The following is a 16,965-nucleotide window of genomic DNA, read 5'->3' as shown; positions in this document are numbered from 1 at the left end:
CTGTCTACGGTAAAGCGTGTCGTGTGCCAAGCGCGCCGCGTGCAAGCGTTAACTCAACAGGCAGCTAGCAATCATGGGTAAGAACGTAGTCATTCTGGGCACCCAGTGGGGTGATGAAGGCAAAGGCAAGATCGTGGATCTGCTCACCGATCAGGCGTCGCTGGTGGCCCGTTTTCAGGGCGGCCACAATGCCGGCCATACCCTGGTGATCGACGGCAAGAAAACCGTCCTGCACCTGATCCCCTCCGGCATCCTGCGTGAAGATGTTCAGTGCCTCATCGGCAATGGCGTGGTGCTGGCGCTGGATGCTCTGCTGAAGGAAATCGGCGGCCTGGAAGAAAACGGCGTCCCGGTACGTGAGCGTCTGCGTCTGTCGGCATCCTGCCCGTTGATTCTGCCTGTGCACGTGGCACTGGATCAGGCCCGTGAAGCGGCCCGGGGCAACAAGAAGATCGGCACCACTGGCCGCGGTATTGGTCCGGCCTATGAAGACAAGGTCGCCCGTCGCGGTCTGCGTCTGGGTGACATCTATCACCGGGAGCGTTTCGCGGCCAAGCTTGGCGAAGTGATGGATTACCACAACTTCGTGCTGCGCAATTACTACAACGCCGAGCCGGTGGACTTCCAGAAAACCCTGGATGAAACCCTCAAGCTGGGTGAAGACGTGCGCGGCATGGTGACCGATGTGACCTCCGTGCTGCATCACGCTCGTGAGCAGGGCGAGAACATCATGTTCGAAGGGGCCCAAGGCACTCTGTTGGATATCGATCACGGTACCTACCCGTACGTGACCAGCTCCAACACCACCGCTGGGGGGACCGCTACCGGCTCCGGCGTGGGCCCGCTGTATCTGGATTACGTGCTGGGTATCACCAAGGCCTACACCACCCGTGTGGGCAGCGGCCCGTTCCCCACCGAGCTGTTCGACGAGAATGGCCGCTACCTGGCCGAGAAAGGCCACGAGTTCGGTTCCACCACGGGCCGTGCCCGTCGTTGTGGCTGGTTCGATGCGGTGGCCCTGAAGCGCTCTATCCAGATCAACTCCATTTCCGGTCTGTGCCTGACCAAGCTGGATGTGCTGGACGGACTGGAAGAAGTGAATATCTGTATCGGTTACCAGGATGCGGAAGGCAACTCCCTGGAGTGTGCCTGGGATGCGGACAGCTATGAAGAAGTGAAGCCGGTGTACGAAAGTCTGCCAGGCTGGAGCGAGTCCACCCTTGGCGTCAAGGCAGTGGAAGACCTGCCGGCCAATGCCCAGGCTTACCTCAAGCGTATCGAGGAAGTGACCGGCGCGCCGATCGATATCATCTCCACCGGCCCGGACCGGGTAGAAACCATCATCAAGCGACATCCGTTCGCATGATGCACAAGGGCAGCTTCGGCTGCCCTTTTTTGTGGCTCTGTGTGTAAATCAGGAGCTATTCCGGATCCGGTTCACAAATCATCCTTTTGCCGTTTTGCTGAGATCAAACTGCAATAACTTCCCGATTAGATAGTGCCCTCTTGGTTCATTCATCAATCGGGGATTTGTCATGCCTAATCGTATCGTGCGGTTTGCCCTTAGTGGGCTGGCTGCTGGCGTTTGTGCTGCTGCCAATGCAGATGTCGCCATTCCGGCTTATCAGTCCGGTAGTGCCTGGTTCACCGACGGCCAATCAAATGTACAAGAAAAAGCGGAGCTGGAACGTACGGCCGCGACCGCGAAGAATGTCATCCTTTTTGTGGGTGACGGGATGGGGATTTCGACCCTCACAGCGGCCCGAATTCTTCAGGGGCAGCTGGCAGGTGATGAGGGTGAAGAGAACTACCTGTCCTTTGAAACCTTTCCCTACAGCGCACTGATCAAAACCTATAACACCAATCAGCAGACCCCGGATTCCGCCGGCACCATGACGGCGATGATGAGTGGTGTGAAAAACAAGGCCGGCATGATCAACATTTCTGATGCGGGCATGCGCGCAGATTGTGCTTCCTCTCAGGGAAATGAGCTCAACACCTTTCTGGATCTGATGGAAGAAGCCGGGCGCTCCACCGGGGTGGTCAGCACAGCCCGTGTTACCCATGCGACACCAGCGGCGACCTATGCCCGTGTTCCCGAGCGTAACTGGGAGTCCGACGACGGCCTGACGGATGAAGCCAAAACCAACGGCTGCAAGGATATCGCAGATCAGCTGGTGTCCTACGATTATGGTGACGGCATTGATGTGGTGCTGGGCGGCGGTCGGCGTCATTTTCAGACCACCACCGATGGCGGCAAGCGTACCGACGACCGCGATCTGACCCAGATCTGGCAAGACCGCTACGCCGATACCGAGCAGAGCGCGCTGTACATCGAGACGGGCACGGAGCTGGCCAGCGCGGATCTGGCGGCCACCGACAAGCTGCTCGGGTTGTTCGCTTCCTCTCATCTGAGCTACGACGCTGACCGCCAGGCAACCGGTGCGGATGAGCCCACCGTGGCAGAAATGACGGAAGCGGCGATTGAGGTGCTGAGCAAGAACGAAGACGGTTACTTCCTGATGGTCGAGAGCGGCCGTATCGATCACGGTCACCATGCCGGCAATGCCTATAACGCTTTGCACGATGCGGTCGCCTTTGCCGATGCGGTGCAGGCAGCCAAAGACAAGGTAGACCTTGAGGATACCCTGATTCTCGTGACGGCAGACCACAGCCACGTATTCACCATCGCCGGTTACCCCACCAAGGGCAACCCGATTCTTGGCAAGGTTGTTACCAACGACGGTTCCGGTGCGCCGGAATCTGATGCCTATCTGGCTGCAGATGGCCAGCCCTACACCACGCTGGGCTACACCAACGGGTTTGGCTTTGCCGATCTGGGGGCAGAAACGGATGCGGATGCCATCTATGCCATGGCGCCAAACGGCGGTCGCCATGATATCTCGTCAGTGGATACCGAAGCGCCGGGCTATCACCAGGAGGCCCTGATTCCGATGGGCTCTGAAACCCATGCGGGTGAGGATATCTCATTGCATGCCGCCGGCGCCGGCGCGTACATGGTGCAGGGGAATGTGGAGCAAAACACGGTGTTCCATATCATGACCACCGCCACCTCCGTGACCCCTGCTGAGTAAAGGAGCAAGACAATGAAAATCAAATATCTGGCACTGGCCATTTCCGCCTCGGCACTGCTTTACGGCTGTGGGGGCGACAGTAATAACGATGAAAACGGGGACGGTGGCCGCGATGTCGGCGGCGAGGCTGCGCTGTCTTTCCCGGCGTCACAGGTAGCCAGCGACTGGTACGAGCAGGGTGAGGCGGTTGTTGCCGCGGCGGCACAGAAACAGGTCAATAACGAGGTGGGTGCGGCCAAGAACGTGATTCTGTTTGTCGGTGACGGTATGGGCATCTCCACCGTGACGGCGGCACGCATCCTGGCCGGACAAATGCAGGGTCTCGATGGTGAAGAGTATCAGCTCAGCTTCGAAAAAATGCCGTTTACCGGTTTGATCAAGACCTATAACACCAACCAGCAAACCCCGGACTCGGCTGGCACCATGACGGCCATGATGAGTGGTGTGAAAACCAAGGCCGGGGTGATTGGCGTAGCGGAAGGCGCGGTACGGTCTGATTGTGCCTCCAGTCAGGGCAAGGAGCTGGTAACCGCCCTTGAGCTGGCTGAAGATCAGGGGAAGGCCACCGGTATCATTTCCACTGCCCGTATTACCCATGCCACCCCGGCGGCTACCTATTCCAAGAGCCCCGAGCGTAACTGGGAATCCGACGATAACCTGACTGCAGAAGCTACCACCAATGGCTGTAAGGACATCGCCGATCAGCTGGTGTCGTTCGACATTGGTGATGGTATTGATGTGGTGATGGGGGGCGGCCGCCGTCACTTCCTGCCTACCGCAGACGGTGGCAAGCGTACTGACAGCCGCGACCTGACCGACGAGTGGAAAACCGCGCATCCTTCAGGCTCTTACCTGCAAACGGGAACCGAGCTGGCTGCGCTGGATGCCGCCAGCGCTACCCAGGTGCTGGGTCTGTTCAGTAGCAGCCATATGAGCTACGACTCGGACCGTCAGGCCAACAGCAAGGATGAACCGTCCCTGTCTGAGATGACCAGCAAAAGTATCGATATCCTGTCCAAGGATGAGGACGGCTTTTTCCTGATGGTAGAGTCTGGCCGGATTGACCATGGCCACCATGCGGGTAGTGCCTATAGCGCCCTGACGGATGCGGTGGAGTTTGCCAACGCCATTCAGGCCGCCATGGACAAGACCAGTGAAGAAGACACCCTGATCATCGTCACCGCTGACCATAGCCATGTCTTCACGATTGCGGGCTATCCGACCCGGGGCAACCCGATCCTTGGCAAGGTGGTTACCAACGACGGTAGCGGTGAACCGGAAAGCACTCCGGCCCTGGCTGCGGATTCCATGCCCTACACCACGCTGGGCTACACCAATGGCCTGGGCTTTGCCGAGCTGGGCGATGAGCACGATGCGGACGCCCGGTACGGCTCTGCCATTGATGCCGGTCGCAAGGATCTGGCCGCCGTCAACACCGAGAGCCCGGGTTACCACCAGGAAACACTGGTGCCGCTCAGCTCTGAAACCCACGCGGGTGAAGATGTGGGAGTGTGGGCTCGCGGTCCGGGGGCGCACCTGCTCACCGGGACCAACGAGCAAAGCCTGATCTTCCATGTGATGGCCCATGCGGGTGGTCTGCTGCCCGAGTAACCCTCCGGCAGTGGCAACAGGAGGCCCGCGAGGCCTCCTTGTTGTATGGAGCTAATATGAAACAGGGTTGTGTGGCCAATGGGAGAGTCACAATGAAAAAAACGATTGGGATCGCTTTGCTGCTGGTGCTTTCGCCGCTGGCTCAGGCTCAATGTCTTCAGCCTGCGGCGGGGAGCGTGATTCATGCCCGATATGATGTGTATAACGGCACCCAGCGTTACAGCGTGGACTTTTATCGTGGTGATGATCAGGTTGCCTGGCAGCGTGGAGACGTGATCAGTGCCTGGTCACAGCAGGATGATCAGGTGTCGCTGTTGCGGGTGTTTCCCCAGTATCAGCGCACCATTTGGTATCCCGCCGGGGACTTGCGGGCGCTGGGCAAGTCCTCAGAGTGGGGTGCGGTAACCGGTTGGCCGGTGCCGCAGGAGAATGGTTATCAGCGAGTCAGTGATCAGGTGGCGGTCGTGCAGGGGTGCGAGGCGGGTGAGTTCGAGAATGCCGAAGGCGCCCGGGTGCTGTGGCTGGAGACGGCAGGACTGCCGGCCCGGATCGCCGAAAACGACACGGTCTGGCAGCTGGTATCACTGGAGCAGGTCGCCGAGAGGGACACCTTTGCCCGTTGGTCGGCCTGGCAGAGCACGGATTTTGCGGATGTCGGGGATAACGAAGCAGATCCCTTCCTGCGCCGCATGATTGCTTTGGGCTTTGTGGAGCATGGTGCGAGCGGGTTCTATCAGGCCGATGGCACACCGATGCAGGCACCGGCGCACTCACACGCGCATTGATCCGTCTGCCCCAGTGGCCATCAGCGATGGCGGCGGCGGGGGACTATTTGCGACGGGTGATGACGATCAGGCCTACCGTGATCACCACCACAGCGGCAGGGAACAGCAGCAGATAACGCTTGCGGCGGGCTTCCTTCTCGCGCTGGGCGTCGGCGGCGGCGATGGCTGGATGGATCTCGCTGCTGCGGGCGCCTTGTTCGGGGCTGTTGGCAGACCAGGCTGAAACCGGTGCCAGGAACAGGCCGGTGGCCAGTACCCAGGCGGCAAGCAGATTACGCATCAGTATCATGGCAATAGCGACCTCATCGAATGTCGGGAGACGGGTGACGGCAGGCCAGAAACGAAAAAGGGCCCCCGTCTGGGAGCCCTTTCGAAATTGGTGCCGAGGAGAGGACTTGAACCTCCACGGGGTTGCCCCCACTAGCACCTGAAGCTAGCGTGTCTACCAATTTCACCACCTCGGCGTTTCGTGCTGAGCCGTATATGAGTCCGGTAAAGTTTTTACCGTTTCATGTTCGGTTCATCGCGAAAGCGCGTGCATTCTAGTATATGATGGACGAATGTCAAATCCCTTTTCGAAAAAATCCTCAATGCCCCCAAAAAAGCGTTACCGCGACCCCCACGCCGAAAGAGAGGCGGAAAAGTACGAAAACCCGGTGCCCAGCCGTGAGCTGATCCTGGACGTACTCAATGACCAGGGTAAGCCCCTGGCCTTCGAAGACATCGCTGCGCTGCTGGAGGTGGGCGAGGACGGTGAGGTCGGTCTCGACCGCCGTATTCGCGCCATGCTGCGCGATGCCCAACTGGTACAGAACCGCAACGGCAAGGTTGGTGTGGTGTCCCGCATGGACCTGATTGCAGGCAAGATCCAGGGCCACAAGGATGGCTTTGGCTTCCTGATTCCCGATGACAAATCCCAGAGTGACCTGTTCCTCGGCCCCCGCCAGATGGAAAAGGTCATGGACGGCGATCGGGTGCTGGTCAGTGATGCCGGGGTCAATCGTTTCGGCAAGAAAGAAGCCCGTATCGTCGAAATTACCGAGCGCGCCACCACCGAAGTGGTCGGCCGCTATTACCGGGAAGCCGGCATCAGCTTTGTGGAGCCGGAAAACCGCCGCATCACCAAGGAAGTGCTGGTCGAGGACAAGAACGGCATCAAGCCCAACCCGGGTGACCATGTCCGTGCCACTATTACCCAGTACCCCAGCCGTGATCACCATGTACTGGTTCGGCTGGAAGAAATCATTGCGACCCCGGACCAGGCGGGTATGGAAATCGAAGTGGCCCTGCGCCGTTTCGAGATCCCCCATGTATGGCCGGACGGGGTAGAAGAACAGGCCAATGCATTTGGCGATAGTGTCCCCCACAAGGCCAAGGCCAACCGGGTGGATCTGCGTGACCTGCCGCTGGTGACCATTGATGGCGAGGATGCCCGCGACTTCGATGACGCTGTGTATGTGGAGCGTCGTCCCCGTGGCGGTTGGCGCCTGATTGTGGCCATCGCCGATGTGAGCCATTACGTGTATCCGGGCTCGGCGCTGGATAACGAAGCGGCCAAGCGCGGTAACTCGGTGTACTTCCCCAATCGGGTGATTCCGATGCTGCCGGAGGCGCTGTCCAACGGGCTGTGCTCCCTGAATCCCCATGTGGACCGACTCTGTCTGTATTGCGACATGACCATCTCGGCCAATGGCCGGCTGTCCGGTTTTGTGTTCCGTGAGGGCGTAATGCGTTCGCGTCACCGTCTTACCTACACCAAGGTGGGCGCGATGATCGAGGACCCGGAGTCCGAGTTGGCTCAGGAAACAGTGGCCAGTCTGGATGATGAGTCCCTGGACATGCTGTGGGCCTATCACGAGATGTTCCTGGCCCTGCGCCGACGCCGCGAAGAGCGGGGAGCCATCGACTTCGACAGTGAAGAAACCCGCATCATCTACGACGAAAACCACAAGATTGAAGGCATGGTGCCGGTGGTGCGCAATGTGGCACATATCATGATTGAGGAGGCCATGTTGGCCGCCAATATCTGTGCCGCCAAGCTGTTGGAAAAAGCCAGAGTGCCTGCCCTGTACCGTAACCATGAGCCGCCCAAGGAAGAGCGTCTGAGCAAGTTGCAGCAGTTCCTCGGGGGGCTTGGGCTGAGCATTGCCTGGTCCGAAGGGGCGCCGAAACCGGCGGTGTTCCAGCAGCTGCGTGAACAGATTCTGGAGCGTCCGGATCGCAACGTGATCCAGACCATGATGCTGCGCTCCATGACCCAGGCCAAATACGAAGCAGAGAACAAGGGCCACTTCGGGTTGGCCTACAAGGCCTATACCCACTTTACCTCGCCGATCCGGCGTTACCCGGATCTGCTGGTGCACCGGGCAATCCGTTATCTGATTCGCTCCGAGGGGCTGCCCGCCCATGTGGACAATCCTGGTAGCCTGCCGGAGATTCCCCGTCAGAAAATCCTGCCCTATAGTCAGGAAGACATGGTGGTGATCGGCGAACAATGCTCCATGACCGAACGCCGTGCGGATGAAGCCACCCGTGACGTGATTTCCTGGCTCAAGTGCCAGTTTATGGAGTCGCGTATCGGTGAAGTCTTCGAGGGGGTAATCAGCGGCGTGGCCAGCTTTGGCCTGTTTGTTCAGCTTAACGAGCTGCATATTGACGGGCTGGTGCATGTGGCCAACCTGGACAGCGACTACTACCACTTCGACGAAGTGAACATGAGCCTGAATGGCGAAAGCAGCGGGCGTCGCTTCAGTCTGGGCGACTCTGTCACCGTGCGGGTCGCGGCAGTGCATACGGAAGACCGCAAGATCGACCTGCAGCTGGAGTCGTCGACGCCGTCCCGCAAGGGGCGGCCCAAGGGCGGCAGCAAGGCGTCCGGTAAGGGCGCTGCCGGCCAGAGCAGCGGCAAGAAGGGGCTCTCCGAGCGGGAAAAGCTTGCCAAGGGCGATATCCCCAAGCCGAAGGCCAAGCGCAAGGGCCCGCCCCGTGGTAAAAAGGCGGCCCGGCGCAGCAAGAAGAGCTAGCTTTTCATTCTGCAGGAGCTTGCCTGCAAGCGATTTGCCACCTGTCGCTGGCGTGAATCGCTTGCAGGCAAGCTCCTGCATTTCTCTTTTCCCACCGCGTGTAGCGTGGTGCGTGTAGCGTGCAGGCGTTCCAATGAGTAAAGCCCAGAAACCCCTGATGTATTCCGGCTTCCACGCAGTGGAGGCGCTGTTGCGCCATCGCCCCGAGGCGGTGCTGGAATTGTTTGTCCAGGACTCCCGCGCCGAGCGCGAGGAGCCGCGGCTGGAGGCCATGATTCGGGCCGCCAGGGATTTCGGGATTGCGGTCCAGCGGGCCCGCCGTGAGGTGCTGGAGAAGCATGCCGGTCCCCAGCATCAGGGGATTGTGGCGCGTGCCCGTCCGCGTCGTCCCGCAGATGAAAATGCGCTGCTGAAGTGGCTGGACGGCAAGCCGGCCAACCCGTTTTTGCTGGTGCTGGAAAATGTCACCGACCCCCATAACCTTGGCGCCTGCCTGCGCAGTGCCGATGCTGCGGGGGTGCAGGCGGTGATTGTTCCCCGTCGCGGCGCGGCGGGTCTGACGCCGGTGGCGTGCCGTACCGCCGTGGGGGCCGCTGAGAGTCTGGCTTATTATGAGGTGGGTAACCTGGCGACCTTGCTGGACCAGCTCAAAGAGCGCGGGGTCCAGGTCGTCGGGACAGCGCTGGAATCACGAAGCACCTCCCTGTTCGATTTCCAGGCCCCGGATGCCCTGGCGGTGGTCATGGGCGCAGAGGGGGCTGGCCTGAAACGGCTGACCAAAGACAAGTGCGACCAGCTACTGGAAATTCCCATGGCGGGCGAAGTGCAAAGCCTGAATGTCTCCGTGGCGACAGGGGTGGTGTTGTTTGCTGTTTGTGCGCAGAAGAAGGGCGGGGGGCAGTGAACAGTTAACAGTTAACAGTTAACAGTGAATAGTGAATAGTGAATAGTGAATAGTGAATAGTGAACAGCGTCGCGATCTTGGGGTTTTGACTGTTTAAACGTATGAGGCCGCGCCCAACCATTGGGCGCGGCCTCATGCGTTTAAAACCGCAGAGCCGTTGCTCGCGCAACTGTTCACTATTCACTGTTAACTGTTCACTGCCTCACCGTAGTTCTGAGTGGCTCACAAACTGCTGGCGTTCCAGGGAGGGTAGGGCCGGGCCTGCGTGGCTGGCGGCCATTTCCCGTTGCAGGCGGGTGTTTTCTTCGAGGATGACCTCGGGGATGTCTTCATCAGGGCGGGGCTCGGGCAGTGCGTCTGCGCTCAAGGCTTTTTCGGCCAGTTGATCCTTTTCCAATGGCGACAGCGGGAAGCTCAGGTGAGTGGTGCGGTCAAACCGGCGTGCTTCCTGATAACGGGGCTGCTGATAGCCCTCTGCATTGCGGATGGCGGTGTCGAGGTCTTCGGGGCCGGTGACATGATGCCAGTCATCTTGGCTGGGCGGGGGCGGAGGTGAAATGTTTTCACCGTTTTCCAGTCGTTGCTGAAGCTGGTTTTTGCGGGTCTGCCAGGCAAGCAGATCGGTGACAAACTGGTCCTGGCGCTCGTAGTGCTGAATCTCGGGGCGGGGGCCGGCTGCACGTTCGAGAATGTTCGCTTGTTGCTGTGACAGCGGAGAGGCAAACAGAAAGCTGGGCAGTGTAAGGAGAACACTGAGCAGGAGTCTTGCCTGACCTACCCCGGACCCGAGCATCCCTAGAACCCCAGTGGCCCGTAGCCGATCCCCTCAATGAGGTAGATCTCATCGTCCTTGTTGAGATACACGGTGAGTCCATTCACGGTGTACATGTCGTCGAGCTGGGCCCGGTTTTCTGCAACGAACGCGGCAATCTGAGCTTGCCGTTCCTCATAAGGTAGCTGGAGGTATGCGGTTTGCTCTTCGAGCCCTTGTGCGTTGCCACCATCGTTTACGCCTTTGAGCTGCATGCCCACCACGGTCATCGGCAGGATCAATGGTTCGTCACTGCCTGCGTTACCCAGCAGAGTGCGCAGTCGCTCGGTGGAGAGCACTGGCGCGGTCAGGGGAGACAGGACAAAGCTGCGAGACGTGGAGCGGTCATGCCAGGTGCGATGTGCCTGATAATCAATCTCGGGTATGCGAGGGGTGCGTTGCAGAGCGCTATCCAGGGTTTCCGGCCCGTCGATCACGGTCGGGTCGGTGCTGGCGGTGTGCTCAGGCAGGTAGTCTTCCGGGCATGCTTGTCGATGGGCGGCCTGATCCCGGCTGGCTTGCTTGTATTTCATGATCTGGAGCAGGAAGTCCGTATAGTCCGGATAATCCTCCAGAATCGGTTTTTCCGGCACGGCCACGGGGCTGCCGCAGGGGGGCAGGGCATCCTGTGCGTGAACAGGATTCAGAAAGCTAAGGCTGCACAGACCAAAGGCCAGGGCTCTGTAGTGCATGGTCGTATCCCGATTGTTGTTGTTTTCCTCTGTAAATCAGAGGCTTAGGGTAAACGACGCTTTTTGTAAGCGTTTGTAGCATTTTTGTTTTCATTGAGGATACGTGGACTGTGCACCGTTGGCAATCCACACGGCTTGAGTTGTCCGGGGCGAATGGGATAGAATCGCGCGCTTCCTGCATTCCGGTGGTTTCCGGAGGGCAGGCCTCCTTGCTTCACCGCGGTGCCGACAGGCCCGGGGGAAGCTGATCTGACACCGTGAGGTGTCTCAACCGTAAGGAGCTAACATGCGTCATTACGAAGTTGTGTTCCTGGTTCACCCGGACCAGAGCGAGCAGGTGCCCGCCATGATCGAGCGTTACAGCGCGATCGTGACCGATGGCAAAGGCACTATCCACCGTGTTGAAGATTGGGGTCGCCGTCAGCTGGCCTACTCCATCAACAAGATCCACAAAGCCCACTATGTGATGTTGAACATCGAATGTGACGGCGAAACCCTGGCCGAGCTGGAAAACACTTTCCGCTTTAACGATGCCGTAATCCGTCACCTCGTGATTCGTCGCGACAACGCTGTTACCGAGCCGTCGCCGCTGGCGAAGAACGATGAGAAGGAGGGGGCTGCCAGCTAATTTTGGAAATCAATTGCTGCGAACTCACCGGTATCGTCGCCAGCCTTGAAAAGGTGGCACTGACACCGGCAGGGGTACCCCGCCAACGGCTGTGGCTGGAGCATCGCTCCCGACAGCTGGAAGACGGCCACCCCCGTGAAGTCCAGGCCCGTATCGCCGTGATTCTGGCGGGCGGGATGACCCGACAGGCCCAGGGCCTGAAAGAGGGTCAGCGAATCAAGGTAACCGGATGCCTTAGCCGCGCTGGTTACAAGGGAGACGCCCGGGACCGACTGCAGCTGATTGCCCAGACGCTGGAACCTCTCAATCAGGATTAAACAGGAGATATCCAATGGCCCGTTTTTATCGCCGCCGCAAGTTCTGCCGCTTTACCGCGGAAGGTGTTGAGTACATCGATTACAAAGATCTCGACACCCTGAAAGCCTACATCACCGAAACTGGCAAAATCGTGCCCAGCCGTATCACCGGCACCAAGGCACGCTATCAGCGTCAGCTGGCCTCTGCCATCAAGCAGGCCCGCTACCTGGCGCTGCTGCCGTACACTGACAGCCACGACAGCTAAGCCGAGGGGACTACTATCATGCAAGTGATCCTGCTGGAAACTATCAAAAACCTGGGCGACCTGGGTGCTGTGGTTGACGTACGTTCCGGCTACGGCCGTAACTTCCTGATCCCTCAGGGCAAGGCTCTGCCTGCCACCAAAGCCAATCTGGCTGAAGTGGAAACCCGTCGCGCCGAGCTGGAAAAGCATGCTGCCGAGCAGCTGGCTGCCGCTCAGGAGCGTGGCGAGAAGCTGAACGAAGCTACCGTTACCATTGCCGCCAAGGCCGGTGATGAGGGCAAGCTGTTCGGCTCTGTCGGTACCCGTGACATCGCTGAAGCCATCACCTCTTCCACGGGTGTGGAAGTGGAAAAGGCGGAAGTGAAGCTGCCTCACGGCGCACTGCGCAACACCGGCGAGTTCGAAATCGACCTGGTGCTGCATGCCGACGTTACCGCTACCATCAAGCTGGCCGTGGTGCCTGCCGAGTAACGGATAACCGGTTTGCCCATTACTGGGCACGGTGACAGAATCAGGGCATTGTCCGCGAGGGCAGTGCCCTTTTTAATGGCAGCTACAAGCTACAAGCTACAAGCTACAAGCTACAACGCGATCACAGCTTCTCTTGATTTTGAATGTCTGCAGCCGCGCTGGTAGTCCGGGGCGCGGGTGATGGCCTCTCCAATAATGATGACTGTGCCCGTGTTGCAGCTTGTAGCTCATAACCCATCACTGGATCCTGGTTACCCCATGAACGAACCTTTGCCGCTGGATAAACATTTGCCTGAAAACCTGAAGGTGCCGCCGAATTCGGTGGAGGCCGAACAGGCAATCCTGGGTGGCCTGTTGCTCAATAACAGCGCCTGGGATGATGTGGCTGAGCGTGTCGGTGCACGGGATTTCTATCGCAAGGCCCATCGCCAGATCTTCGAGGTCATCGCGCAACTGGTAGAGGAAGAAAACCCTTGTGACCTGGTGACGGTATCCCAGGCGCTAACCCAGTTGGGGCAGCTGGACGACATTGGTGGCATGACCTACCTGTCCGAGCTGGCGCGCAATACTCCCAGTGCTGCGAACATCACCGCTTACGCGGAAATTGTGCGCGAGCGCAGCATCCTTCGTCAGCTGATCAATGTGTCTCATGATGTGGCGGAAAGTGCTTTCAATACGGAAGGTCGCAAGTCGCTGGAAATTCTCGACAAGGCCGAGTCCGCCATTTTCGAGATTGCCGAGCAGCAGAAAAAAGGCTCTGGCCCCCAGGACATCAAGTCGGTTCTGAAGAAGACCGTGGATCGTATTGATGAGCTGTACAAGAACAAGAGCGCGATCACCGGTGTGACCACGGGGTTTGACGAGCTGGATAAAATGACCGGTGGTCTGCAGCCCGCGGATATGGTGGTTATCGCCGGCCGTCCTTCCATGGGTAAAACCACCTTTGCCATGAATCTGTGCGAAAACGTGGCGATCAAGGCCGGCAAGCCGGTGCTGGTGTTCTCCATGGAAATGCCCGCAGAATCCATTGTCATGCGGATGCTGGCCTCGCTGGGGCGAATCAACCAGACCGCCGTGCGCTCCGGGCAGCTGGAAAAAGACGACTGGCCGCGGGTGACCTCGGCGATCCACATGCTCAGTGAGCAAAAGTTCTTTATCGATGACACCCCGGCGCTGAGCCCCCTGGAAATGCGGGCCCGTGCACGTCGGGTGGCGCGCGAGTGTGGCGGCGAGCTGGGAGCGATCATGGTCGATTACCTGCAGCTGATGCAGGTGCCGGGGGTGGATAACCGGGTCAACGAAATTTCGGAGATTTCCCGCTCGCTGAAAGGCCTGGCCAAAGAACTGAACTGCCCGGTGCTGGCCCTGTCCCAGTTGAACCGTTCCCTTGAACAGCGCCCCAACAAGCGCCCGGTGATGTCGGATCTTCGTGAATCCGGAGCCATCGAGCAGGACGCGGATTTGATCACCTTTCTCTATCGCGATGAGGTGTACAACAAGGAAACCAGCGAGAAGGGCGTGGCAGAAGTGATCATCGGCAAGCAGCGGAATGGTCCTATCGGTACCGTGCGTCTGGCATTCTTGGGCCAGTACTCGCGCTTTGATGATCTGGCGCCAGAGTATTACGCCCAGCTGTCTGCAATGGATGAGTGATTGCGTTGCACGATTCAAACGGCAAGTTAGCGGGTCAGTGTAGGGCAAGCCTTGATACGGGTTTGCACGGGAGCCGTGTGTAATGCGGGGCACCCGGGTGGAGATTCGCACAGCCGCATTGGCGCACAACGCCGGCCGTGCCCGGAGACTTGCCGGTGACGCTGAGCTCTTTGCCATGGTCAAGGCCAATGGTTATGGGCACGGGCTGCTTACGGCAGCGCAGGCCATGGTGCCGGCGGTAGAGGGCTTTGGCGTTGCCGTGATGGAAGAGGCCGTGGCGTTGCGGGATAGCGGCATCGCCGGGCCGATCTTGGTGGCGGAAGGCTTCTTTGATGCGGATGAACTGGAACACGCGCGGCGGCGTTCGCTGGAGGTGGTGGTCCACTCGCTCTGGCAGGTTCAGTTGCTGCTGGCAAAGCCGGCACCTACCCGCATCTGGTTGAAGCTCAATACGGGGATGAACCGGTTGGGCCTGCGCCCGGAATGGGCGCTGCAGGCGGCAGAGCAGTTGGCGGCAGCGGGCATGAAACCGCTGGGTATCATGAGCCACTTCGCCTGTGCTGATGACGCCACGGATAGCGTTTCTGAAAAGCAGCTTCTGTTGGCCACAGAGGTGGCACAGCGTCTGCAATTACCACTGTCCACGGCCAATTCCGCGGCGCTGATTCGTTACCCCCATGCCCGTGGGCAACGGGTTCGCCCCGGAATCATGTTGTACGGTTCCTCGCCGCTTGACTGGCAAAGTGCCAGCGATCTGGACTTGCAGGTCAGTCACCGCTTCAGTGCCCGTCTGATCGCGATCAATGATATTCAGCCCGGCGAGTCCGTGGGTTACGGGGCAACCTGGACCGCGGCCTGTGCGGGGCGTGTCGGCGTGGTGGCGGTCGGCTACGGGGATGGCTATCCCCGTCATGCTCCCAGTGGCACCCCGGTGGCGGTCAACGGGCAGCCCACGATACTGGTCGGTCGTGTCTCCATGGATATGCTGACCATCGACCTGAACGGGATTGATGCACAGGTGGGCGATGAAGTGGAACTGTGGGGCGATGCGGTAGCGGTGGATGCGGTGGCGAAGGCCTGTGGCACTATCAGCTATGAATTGTTCTGTCAGATCACCGCACGTCCGGCACGTATTGTCGTTTAATCCGAAGGTCGCTGTAGCGCCATTTGAGGCGCGGACAAAATGGTGTCGCGTTACTCGCTAACGCTCGTATTCGCAACTCACGCGGTGTTATTCGCTGCGCTCACCCCTTTGGGGCCGCACTTTGTGCGTTACTCCGCTGCGCTACGTTCCTGCAGCGGTTTCATAGATTCGTCTGCACAAGAAGGGTTTGTTGTGGCCAAGAAAAAAATCGCTTTTGTCTGCACGGAATGTGGTGGAGATACGCCGAAATGGCAGGGGCAGTGTCCGTCCTGCGGTGCCTGGAATACCTTGCAGGAATTCGTTCACGACCCGGCTACTCCTGCGTCAAAAGGGGCGGGTAGTCGTGGTGGTTTTAGCGGTCAGCTCTCGGAGGTGCAAAACCTCAACGACATCGTGCTGGAGGAAACGCCGCGCATTGGTTCCGGTATGGGTGAGCTGGATCGGGTGCTGGGTGGTGGCCTGGTGCCGGGGTCGGCCATTCTGATCGGGGGGCACCCGGGCGCGGGAAAATCCACCCTGTTGTTGCAGACCCTGTGCAAGCTGGCGGACACCCAGAAGTCCCTTTACATCACTGGTGAGGAATCGCTCTCCCAGGTGGCCATGCGCGCGGATCGTCTGAAATTACCCAAAGACAAATTGCGCTTGGCGGCGGAAACCGATGTGGAGCAAATCCTTGAGCTGGCCCGCAAGGAGCAGCCGCGGATTCTGGTCGTGGATTCCATCCAGGTTATGTATCTCTCAGCGCTGCAGTCGGCCCCCGGTAGTGTGGCTCAGGTCCGGGAATGTGCCGCCGCGCTGACCCGTTTCGCCAAGCAGACGGGCACGGTGTTGTTGCTGGTGGGGCATGTGACCAAGGACGGCACCCTGGCTGGCCCCAAGGTGCTGGAACACATGATCGATTGTTCGCTGATGCTGGAAGGATCCACGGACTCCCGTTTCCGGACGCTGCGGGGCTTGAAAAACCGCTTTGGCGCGGTGAATGAACTGGGTGTCTTTGCCATGACCGGCGAAGGCCTGAAAGAAGTGAAGAACCCCTCGGCAATTTTCCTTAACCGTGCCGACGAGATTGCTTCCGGGTCACTGGTGACGGTGGTCTGGGAGGGCACGCGCCCGCTGCTCGTGGAGTTGCAGGCGCTGGTGGATGCTTCCCACTTTGGTAACCCCCGCCGGGTCTGTGTCGGCCTGGAAGGGAACCGGCTGGCCATGTTGCTGGCGGTGTTGCATCGCCATGGTGGCATTCAGGTGGGCGACCATGATGTGTTCATGAACGTGGTGGGCGGCGTGAAGGTGACGGAAACCGCAGCGGACCTGGCGCAGGTGCTTGCCATTGTCTCCAGCTTCCGAGACCGGGCACTGGAGCGTGAACTGGTGGTCTTCGGTGAGGTGGGGTTGTCCGGAGAGATTCGCCCGGTACCCCAGGGGCAGGAGCGTCTCCATGAGGCGGTGAAACATGGCTTCAAGAAAGCGATTGTGCCAAAAGCGAACCTGCCCCGGAATTTGCCGGACGGGGTGGAGGTGATTGGGGTGAGCAATGTGGCGCAGGCGCTGGAATACCTCTAAGAGCAGTTAATAGTTAACAGTGAATA

At 59.3% G+C, this 16,965-nt stretch carries 16 protein-coding genes and 1 tRNA gene; 13 read left to right on the top strand and 4 right to left on the bottom strand.

What is annotated here, in order from left to right; translation table 11 throughout:
- Window positions 1-73 precede the first annotated feature (73 nt).
- The 4 genes from A15D_RS03950 to A15D_RS03935 all read left to right on the top strand — a co-directional run bounded on the left by A15D_RS03950 (window position 74) and on the right by A15D_RS03935 (window position 5,491).
- Window positions 74-1,366, top strand: coding sequence for an adenylosuccinate synthase (locus A15D_RS03950; RefSeq protein ID WP_022985240.1), 1,293 nt, complete (start codon window positions 74-76; stop codon window positions 1,364-1,366).
- Window positions 1,367-1,535: 169 nt separating this feature from the next.
- Window positions 1,536-3,095 carry an alkaline phosphatase gene (locus A15D_RS03945; protein ID WP_102790860.1) on the top strand — a complete coding sequence of 520 codons (1,560 nt, stop codon included), beginning with the start codon at window positions 1,536-1,538 and terminating at the stop codon, window positions 3,093-3,095.
- A 12-nt stretch (window positions 3,096-3,107) separates the two neighbouring features.
- Window positions 3,108-4,706, top strand: a complete 1,599-nt coding sequence (locus A15D_RS03940) for an alkaline phosphatase (RefSeq protein ID WP_102790859.1) — start codon at window positions 3,108-3,110, stop codon at window positions 4,704-4,706.
- Window positions 4,707-4,798: 92 nt separating this feature from the next.
- Window positions 4,799-5,491 carry a hypothetical protein gene (locus A15D_RS03935; protein WP_102790858.1) on the top strand — a complete coding sequence of 231 codons (693 nt, stop codon included), beginning with the start codon at window positions 4,799-4,801 and terminating at the stop codon, window positions 5,489-5,491.
- Between the two features lie 43 nt (window positions 5,492-5,534).
- On the opposite strand, the gene A15D_RS03930 is transcribed toward A15D_RS03935, so the two are convergent.
- A complete protein-coding gene (locus A15D_RS03930) occupies window positions 5,535-5,771 on the bottom strand; it encodes a hypothetical protein (protein ID WP_022985236.1) in 237 nt (78 codons plus the stop codon).
- A gap of 97 nt (window positions 5,772-5,868) precedes the next feature.
- Window positions 5,869-5,955 (bottom strand) — tRNA-Leu (locus A15D_RS03925).
- 126 nt (window positions 5,956-6,081) lie between these two features.
- Between A15D_RS03925 and rnr the strand changes: the two genes are divergently transcribed.
- Window positions 6,082-8,514 carry a ribonuclease R gene (gene rnr, locus A15D_RS03920; RefSeq protein WP_022983798.1) on the top strand — a complete coding sequence of 811 codons (2,433 nt, stop codon included), beginning with the start codon at window positions 6,082-6,084 and terminating at the stop codon, window positions 8,512-8,514.
- 133 nt (window positions 8,515-8,647) lie between these two features.
- Window positions 8,648-9,418 carry a 23S rRNA (guanosine(2251)-2'-O)-methyltransferase RlmB gene (rlmB, locus tag A15D_RS03915; protein WP_102790857.1) on the top strand — a complete coding sequence of 257 codons (771 nt, stop codon included), beginning with the start codon at window positions 8,648-8,650 and terminating at the stop codon, window positions 9,416-9,418.
- A 202-nt stretch (window positions 9,419-9,620) separates the two neighbouring features.
- Here rlmB and A15D_RS03910 read toward each other — a convergent pair whose 3' ends face one another.
- Both A15D_RS03910 and A15D_RS03905 read right to left on the bottom strand, forming a co-directional pair.
- Window positions 9,621-10,211, bottom strand: a complete 591-nt coding sequence (locus A15D_RS03910) for a hypothetical protein (RefSeq protein ID WP_102790856.1) — start codon at window positions 10,209-10,211, stop codon at window positions 9,621-9,623.
- Between the two features lie 2 nt (window positions 10,212-10,213).
- On the bottom strand, window positions 10,214-10,921 hold the full coding sequence (locus tag A15D_RS03905) for a hypothetical protein (RefSeq protein WP_102790855.1): 708 nt from the start codon (window positions 10,919-10,921) through the stop codon (window positions 10,214-10,216).
- Between the two features lie 286 nt (window positions 10,922-11,207).
- On the opposite strand from A15D_RS03905, the gene rpsF reads away from it, so the two are divergent.
- The 7 genes from rpsF (at window position 11,208) to radA (ending at window position 16,939) form a co-directional block, all read left to right on the top strand.
- Window positions 11,208-11,549 (top strand): 30S ribosomal protein S6, encoded by a 342-nt coding sequence (rpsF, locus tag A15D_RS03900; RefSeq protein ID WP_102790854.1) that lies wholly within the window; start codon window positions 11,208-11,210, stop codon window positions 11,547-11,549.
- Window positions 11,550-11,551: 2 nt separating this feature from the next.
- Window positions 11,552-11,866 carry a primosomal replication protein N gene (priB, locus tag A15D_RS03895; RefSeq protein ID WP_022983793.1) on the top strand — a complete coding sequence of 105 codons (315 nt, stop codon included), beginning with the start codon at window positions 11,552-11,554 and terminating at the stop codon, window positions 11,864-11,866.
- Between the two features lie 14 nt (window positions 11,867-11,880).
- Entirely contained in the window at window positions 11,881-12,111 is a 231-nt protein-coding gene (gene rpsR, locus A15D_RS03890) for a 30S ribosomal protein S18 (protein ID WP_022983792.1), read from the top strand.
- Between the two features lie 18 nt (window positions 12,112-12,129).
- Window positions 12,130-12,582, top strand: a complete 453-nt coding sequence (rplI, locus tag A15D_RS03885) for a 50S ribosomal protein L9 (protein WP_102790853.1) — start codon at window positions 12,130-12,132, stop codon at window positions 12,580-12,582.
- A gap of 258 nt (window positions 12,583-12,840) precedes the next feature.
- The gene (gene dnaB, locus A15D_RS03880; protein WP_102790852.1) at window positions 12,841-14,235 is read left to right on the top strand and encodes a replicative DNA helicase; all 1,395 of its coding nucleotides are present in this window, start codon (window positions 12,841-12,843) and stop codon (window positions 14,233-14,235) included.
- A gap of 82 nt (window positions 14,236-14,317) precedes the next feature.
- The gene (gene alr / locus A15D_RS03875; protein ID WP_102790851.1) at window positions 14,318-15,379 is read left to right on the top strand and encodes an alanine racemase; all 1,062 of its coding nucleotides are present in this window, start codon (window positions 14,318-14,320) and stop codon (window positions 15,377-15,379) included.
- Window positions 15,380-15,571: 192 nt separating this feature from the next.
- Window positions 15,572-16,939: a DNA repair protein RadA gene (radA, locus tag A15D_RS03870; RefSeq protein WP_102790850.1), complete on the top strand. Its 1,368-nt coding sequence runs from the start codon at window positions 15,572-15,574 to the stop codon at window positions 16,937-16,939.
- The last annotated feature ends 26 nt before the right edge of the window (window positions 16,940-16,965 follow it).

Origin of the sequence: Alcanivorax sp. MD8A (assembly GCF_002888555.1) — a bacterium.
Taxonomy (GTDB): domain Bacteria; phylum Pseudomonadota; class Gammaproteobacteria; order Pseudomonadales; family Alcanivoracaceae; genus Alcanivorax.
This window is presented reverse-complemented; position numbering and strand designations above follow the sequence as displayed.

Bases quoted from the DNA above. Each gene is read 5' to 3' on its own strand.
- A15D_RS03950 (WP_022985240.1), top strand. From the start codon at position 74: ATGGGTAAGAACGTAGTCATTCTGGGCACCCAGTGGGGTGATGAAGGC.
- A15D_RS03945 (WP_102790860.1), top strand. From the start codon at position 1,536: ATGCCTAATCGTATCGTGCGGTTTGCCCTTAGTGGGCTGGCTGCTGGC.
- A15D_RS03940 (WP_102790859.1), top strand. From the start codon at position 3,108: ATGAAAATCAAATATCTGGCACTGGCCATTTCCGCCTCGGCACTGCTT.
- A15D_RS03935 (WP_102790858.1), top strand. From the start codon at position 4,799: ATGAAAAAAACGATTGGGATCGCTTTGCTGCTGGTGCTTTCGCCGCTG.
- A15D_RS03930 (WP_022985236.1), bottom strand. From the start codon at position 5,771: ATGCGTAATCTGCTTGCCGCCTGGGTACTGGCCACCGGCCTGTTCCTG.
- rnr (WP_022983798.1), top strand. From the start codon at position 6,082: ATGCCCCCAAAAAAGCGTTACCGCGACCCCCACGCCGAAAGAGAGGCG.
- rlmB (WP_102790857.1), top strand. From the start codon at position 8,648: ATGAGTAAAGCCCAGAAACCCCTGATGTATTCCGGCTTCCACGCAGTG.
- A15D_RS03910 (WP_102790856.1), bottom strand. From the start codon at position 10,211: ATGCTCGGGTCCGGGGTAGGTCAGGCAAGACTCCTGCTCAGTGTTCTC.
- A15D_RS03905 (WP_102790855.1), bottom strand. From the start codon at position 10,921: ATGCACTACAGAGCCCTGGCCTTTGGTCTGTGCAGCCTTAGCTTTCTG.
- rpsF (WP_102790854.1), top strand. From the start codon at position 11,208: ATGCGTCATTACGAAGTTGTGTTCCTGGTTCACCCGGACCAGAGCGAG.
- rpsR (WP_022983792.1), top strand. From the start codon at position 11,881: ATGGCCCGTTTTTATCGCCGCCGCAAGTTCTGCCGCTTTACCGCGGAA.
- rplI (WP_102790853.1), top strand. From the start codon at position 12,130: ATGCAAGTGATCCTGCTGGAAACTATCAAAAACCTGGGCGACCTGGGT.
- dnaB (WP_102790852.1), top strand. From the start codon at position 12,841: ATGAACGAACCTTTGCCGCTGGATAAACATTTGCCTGAAAACCTGAAG.
- alr (WP_102790851.1), top strand. From the start codon at position 14,318: ATGCGGGGCACCCGGGTGGAGATTCGCACAGCCGCATTGGCGCACAAC.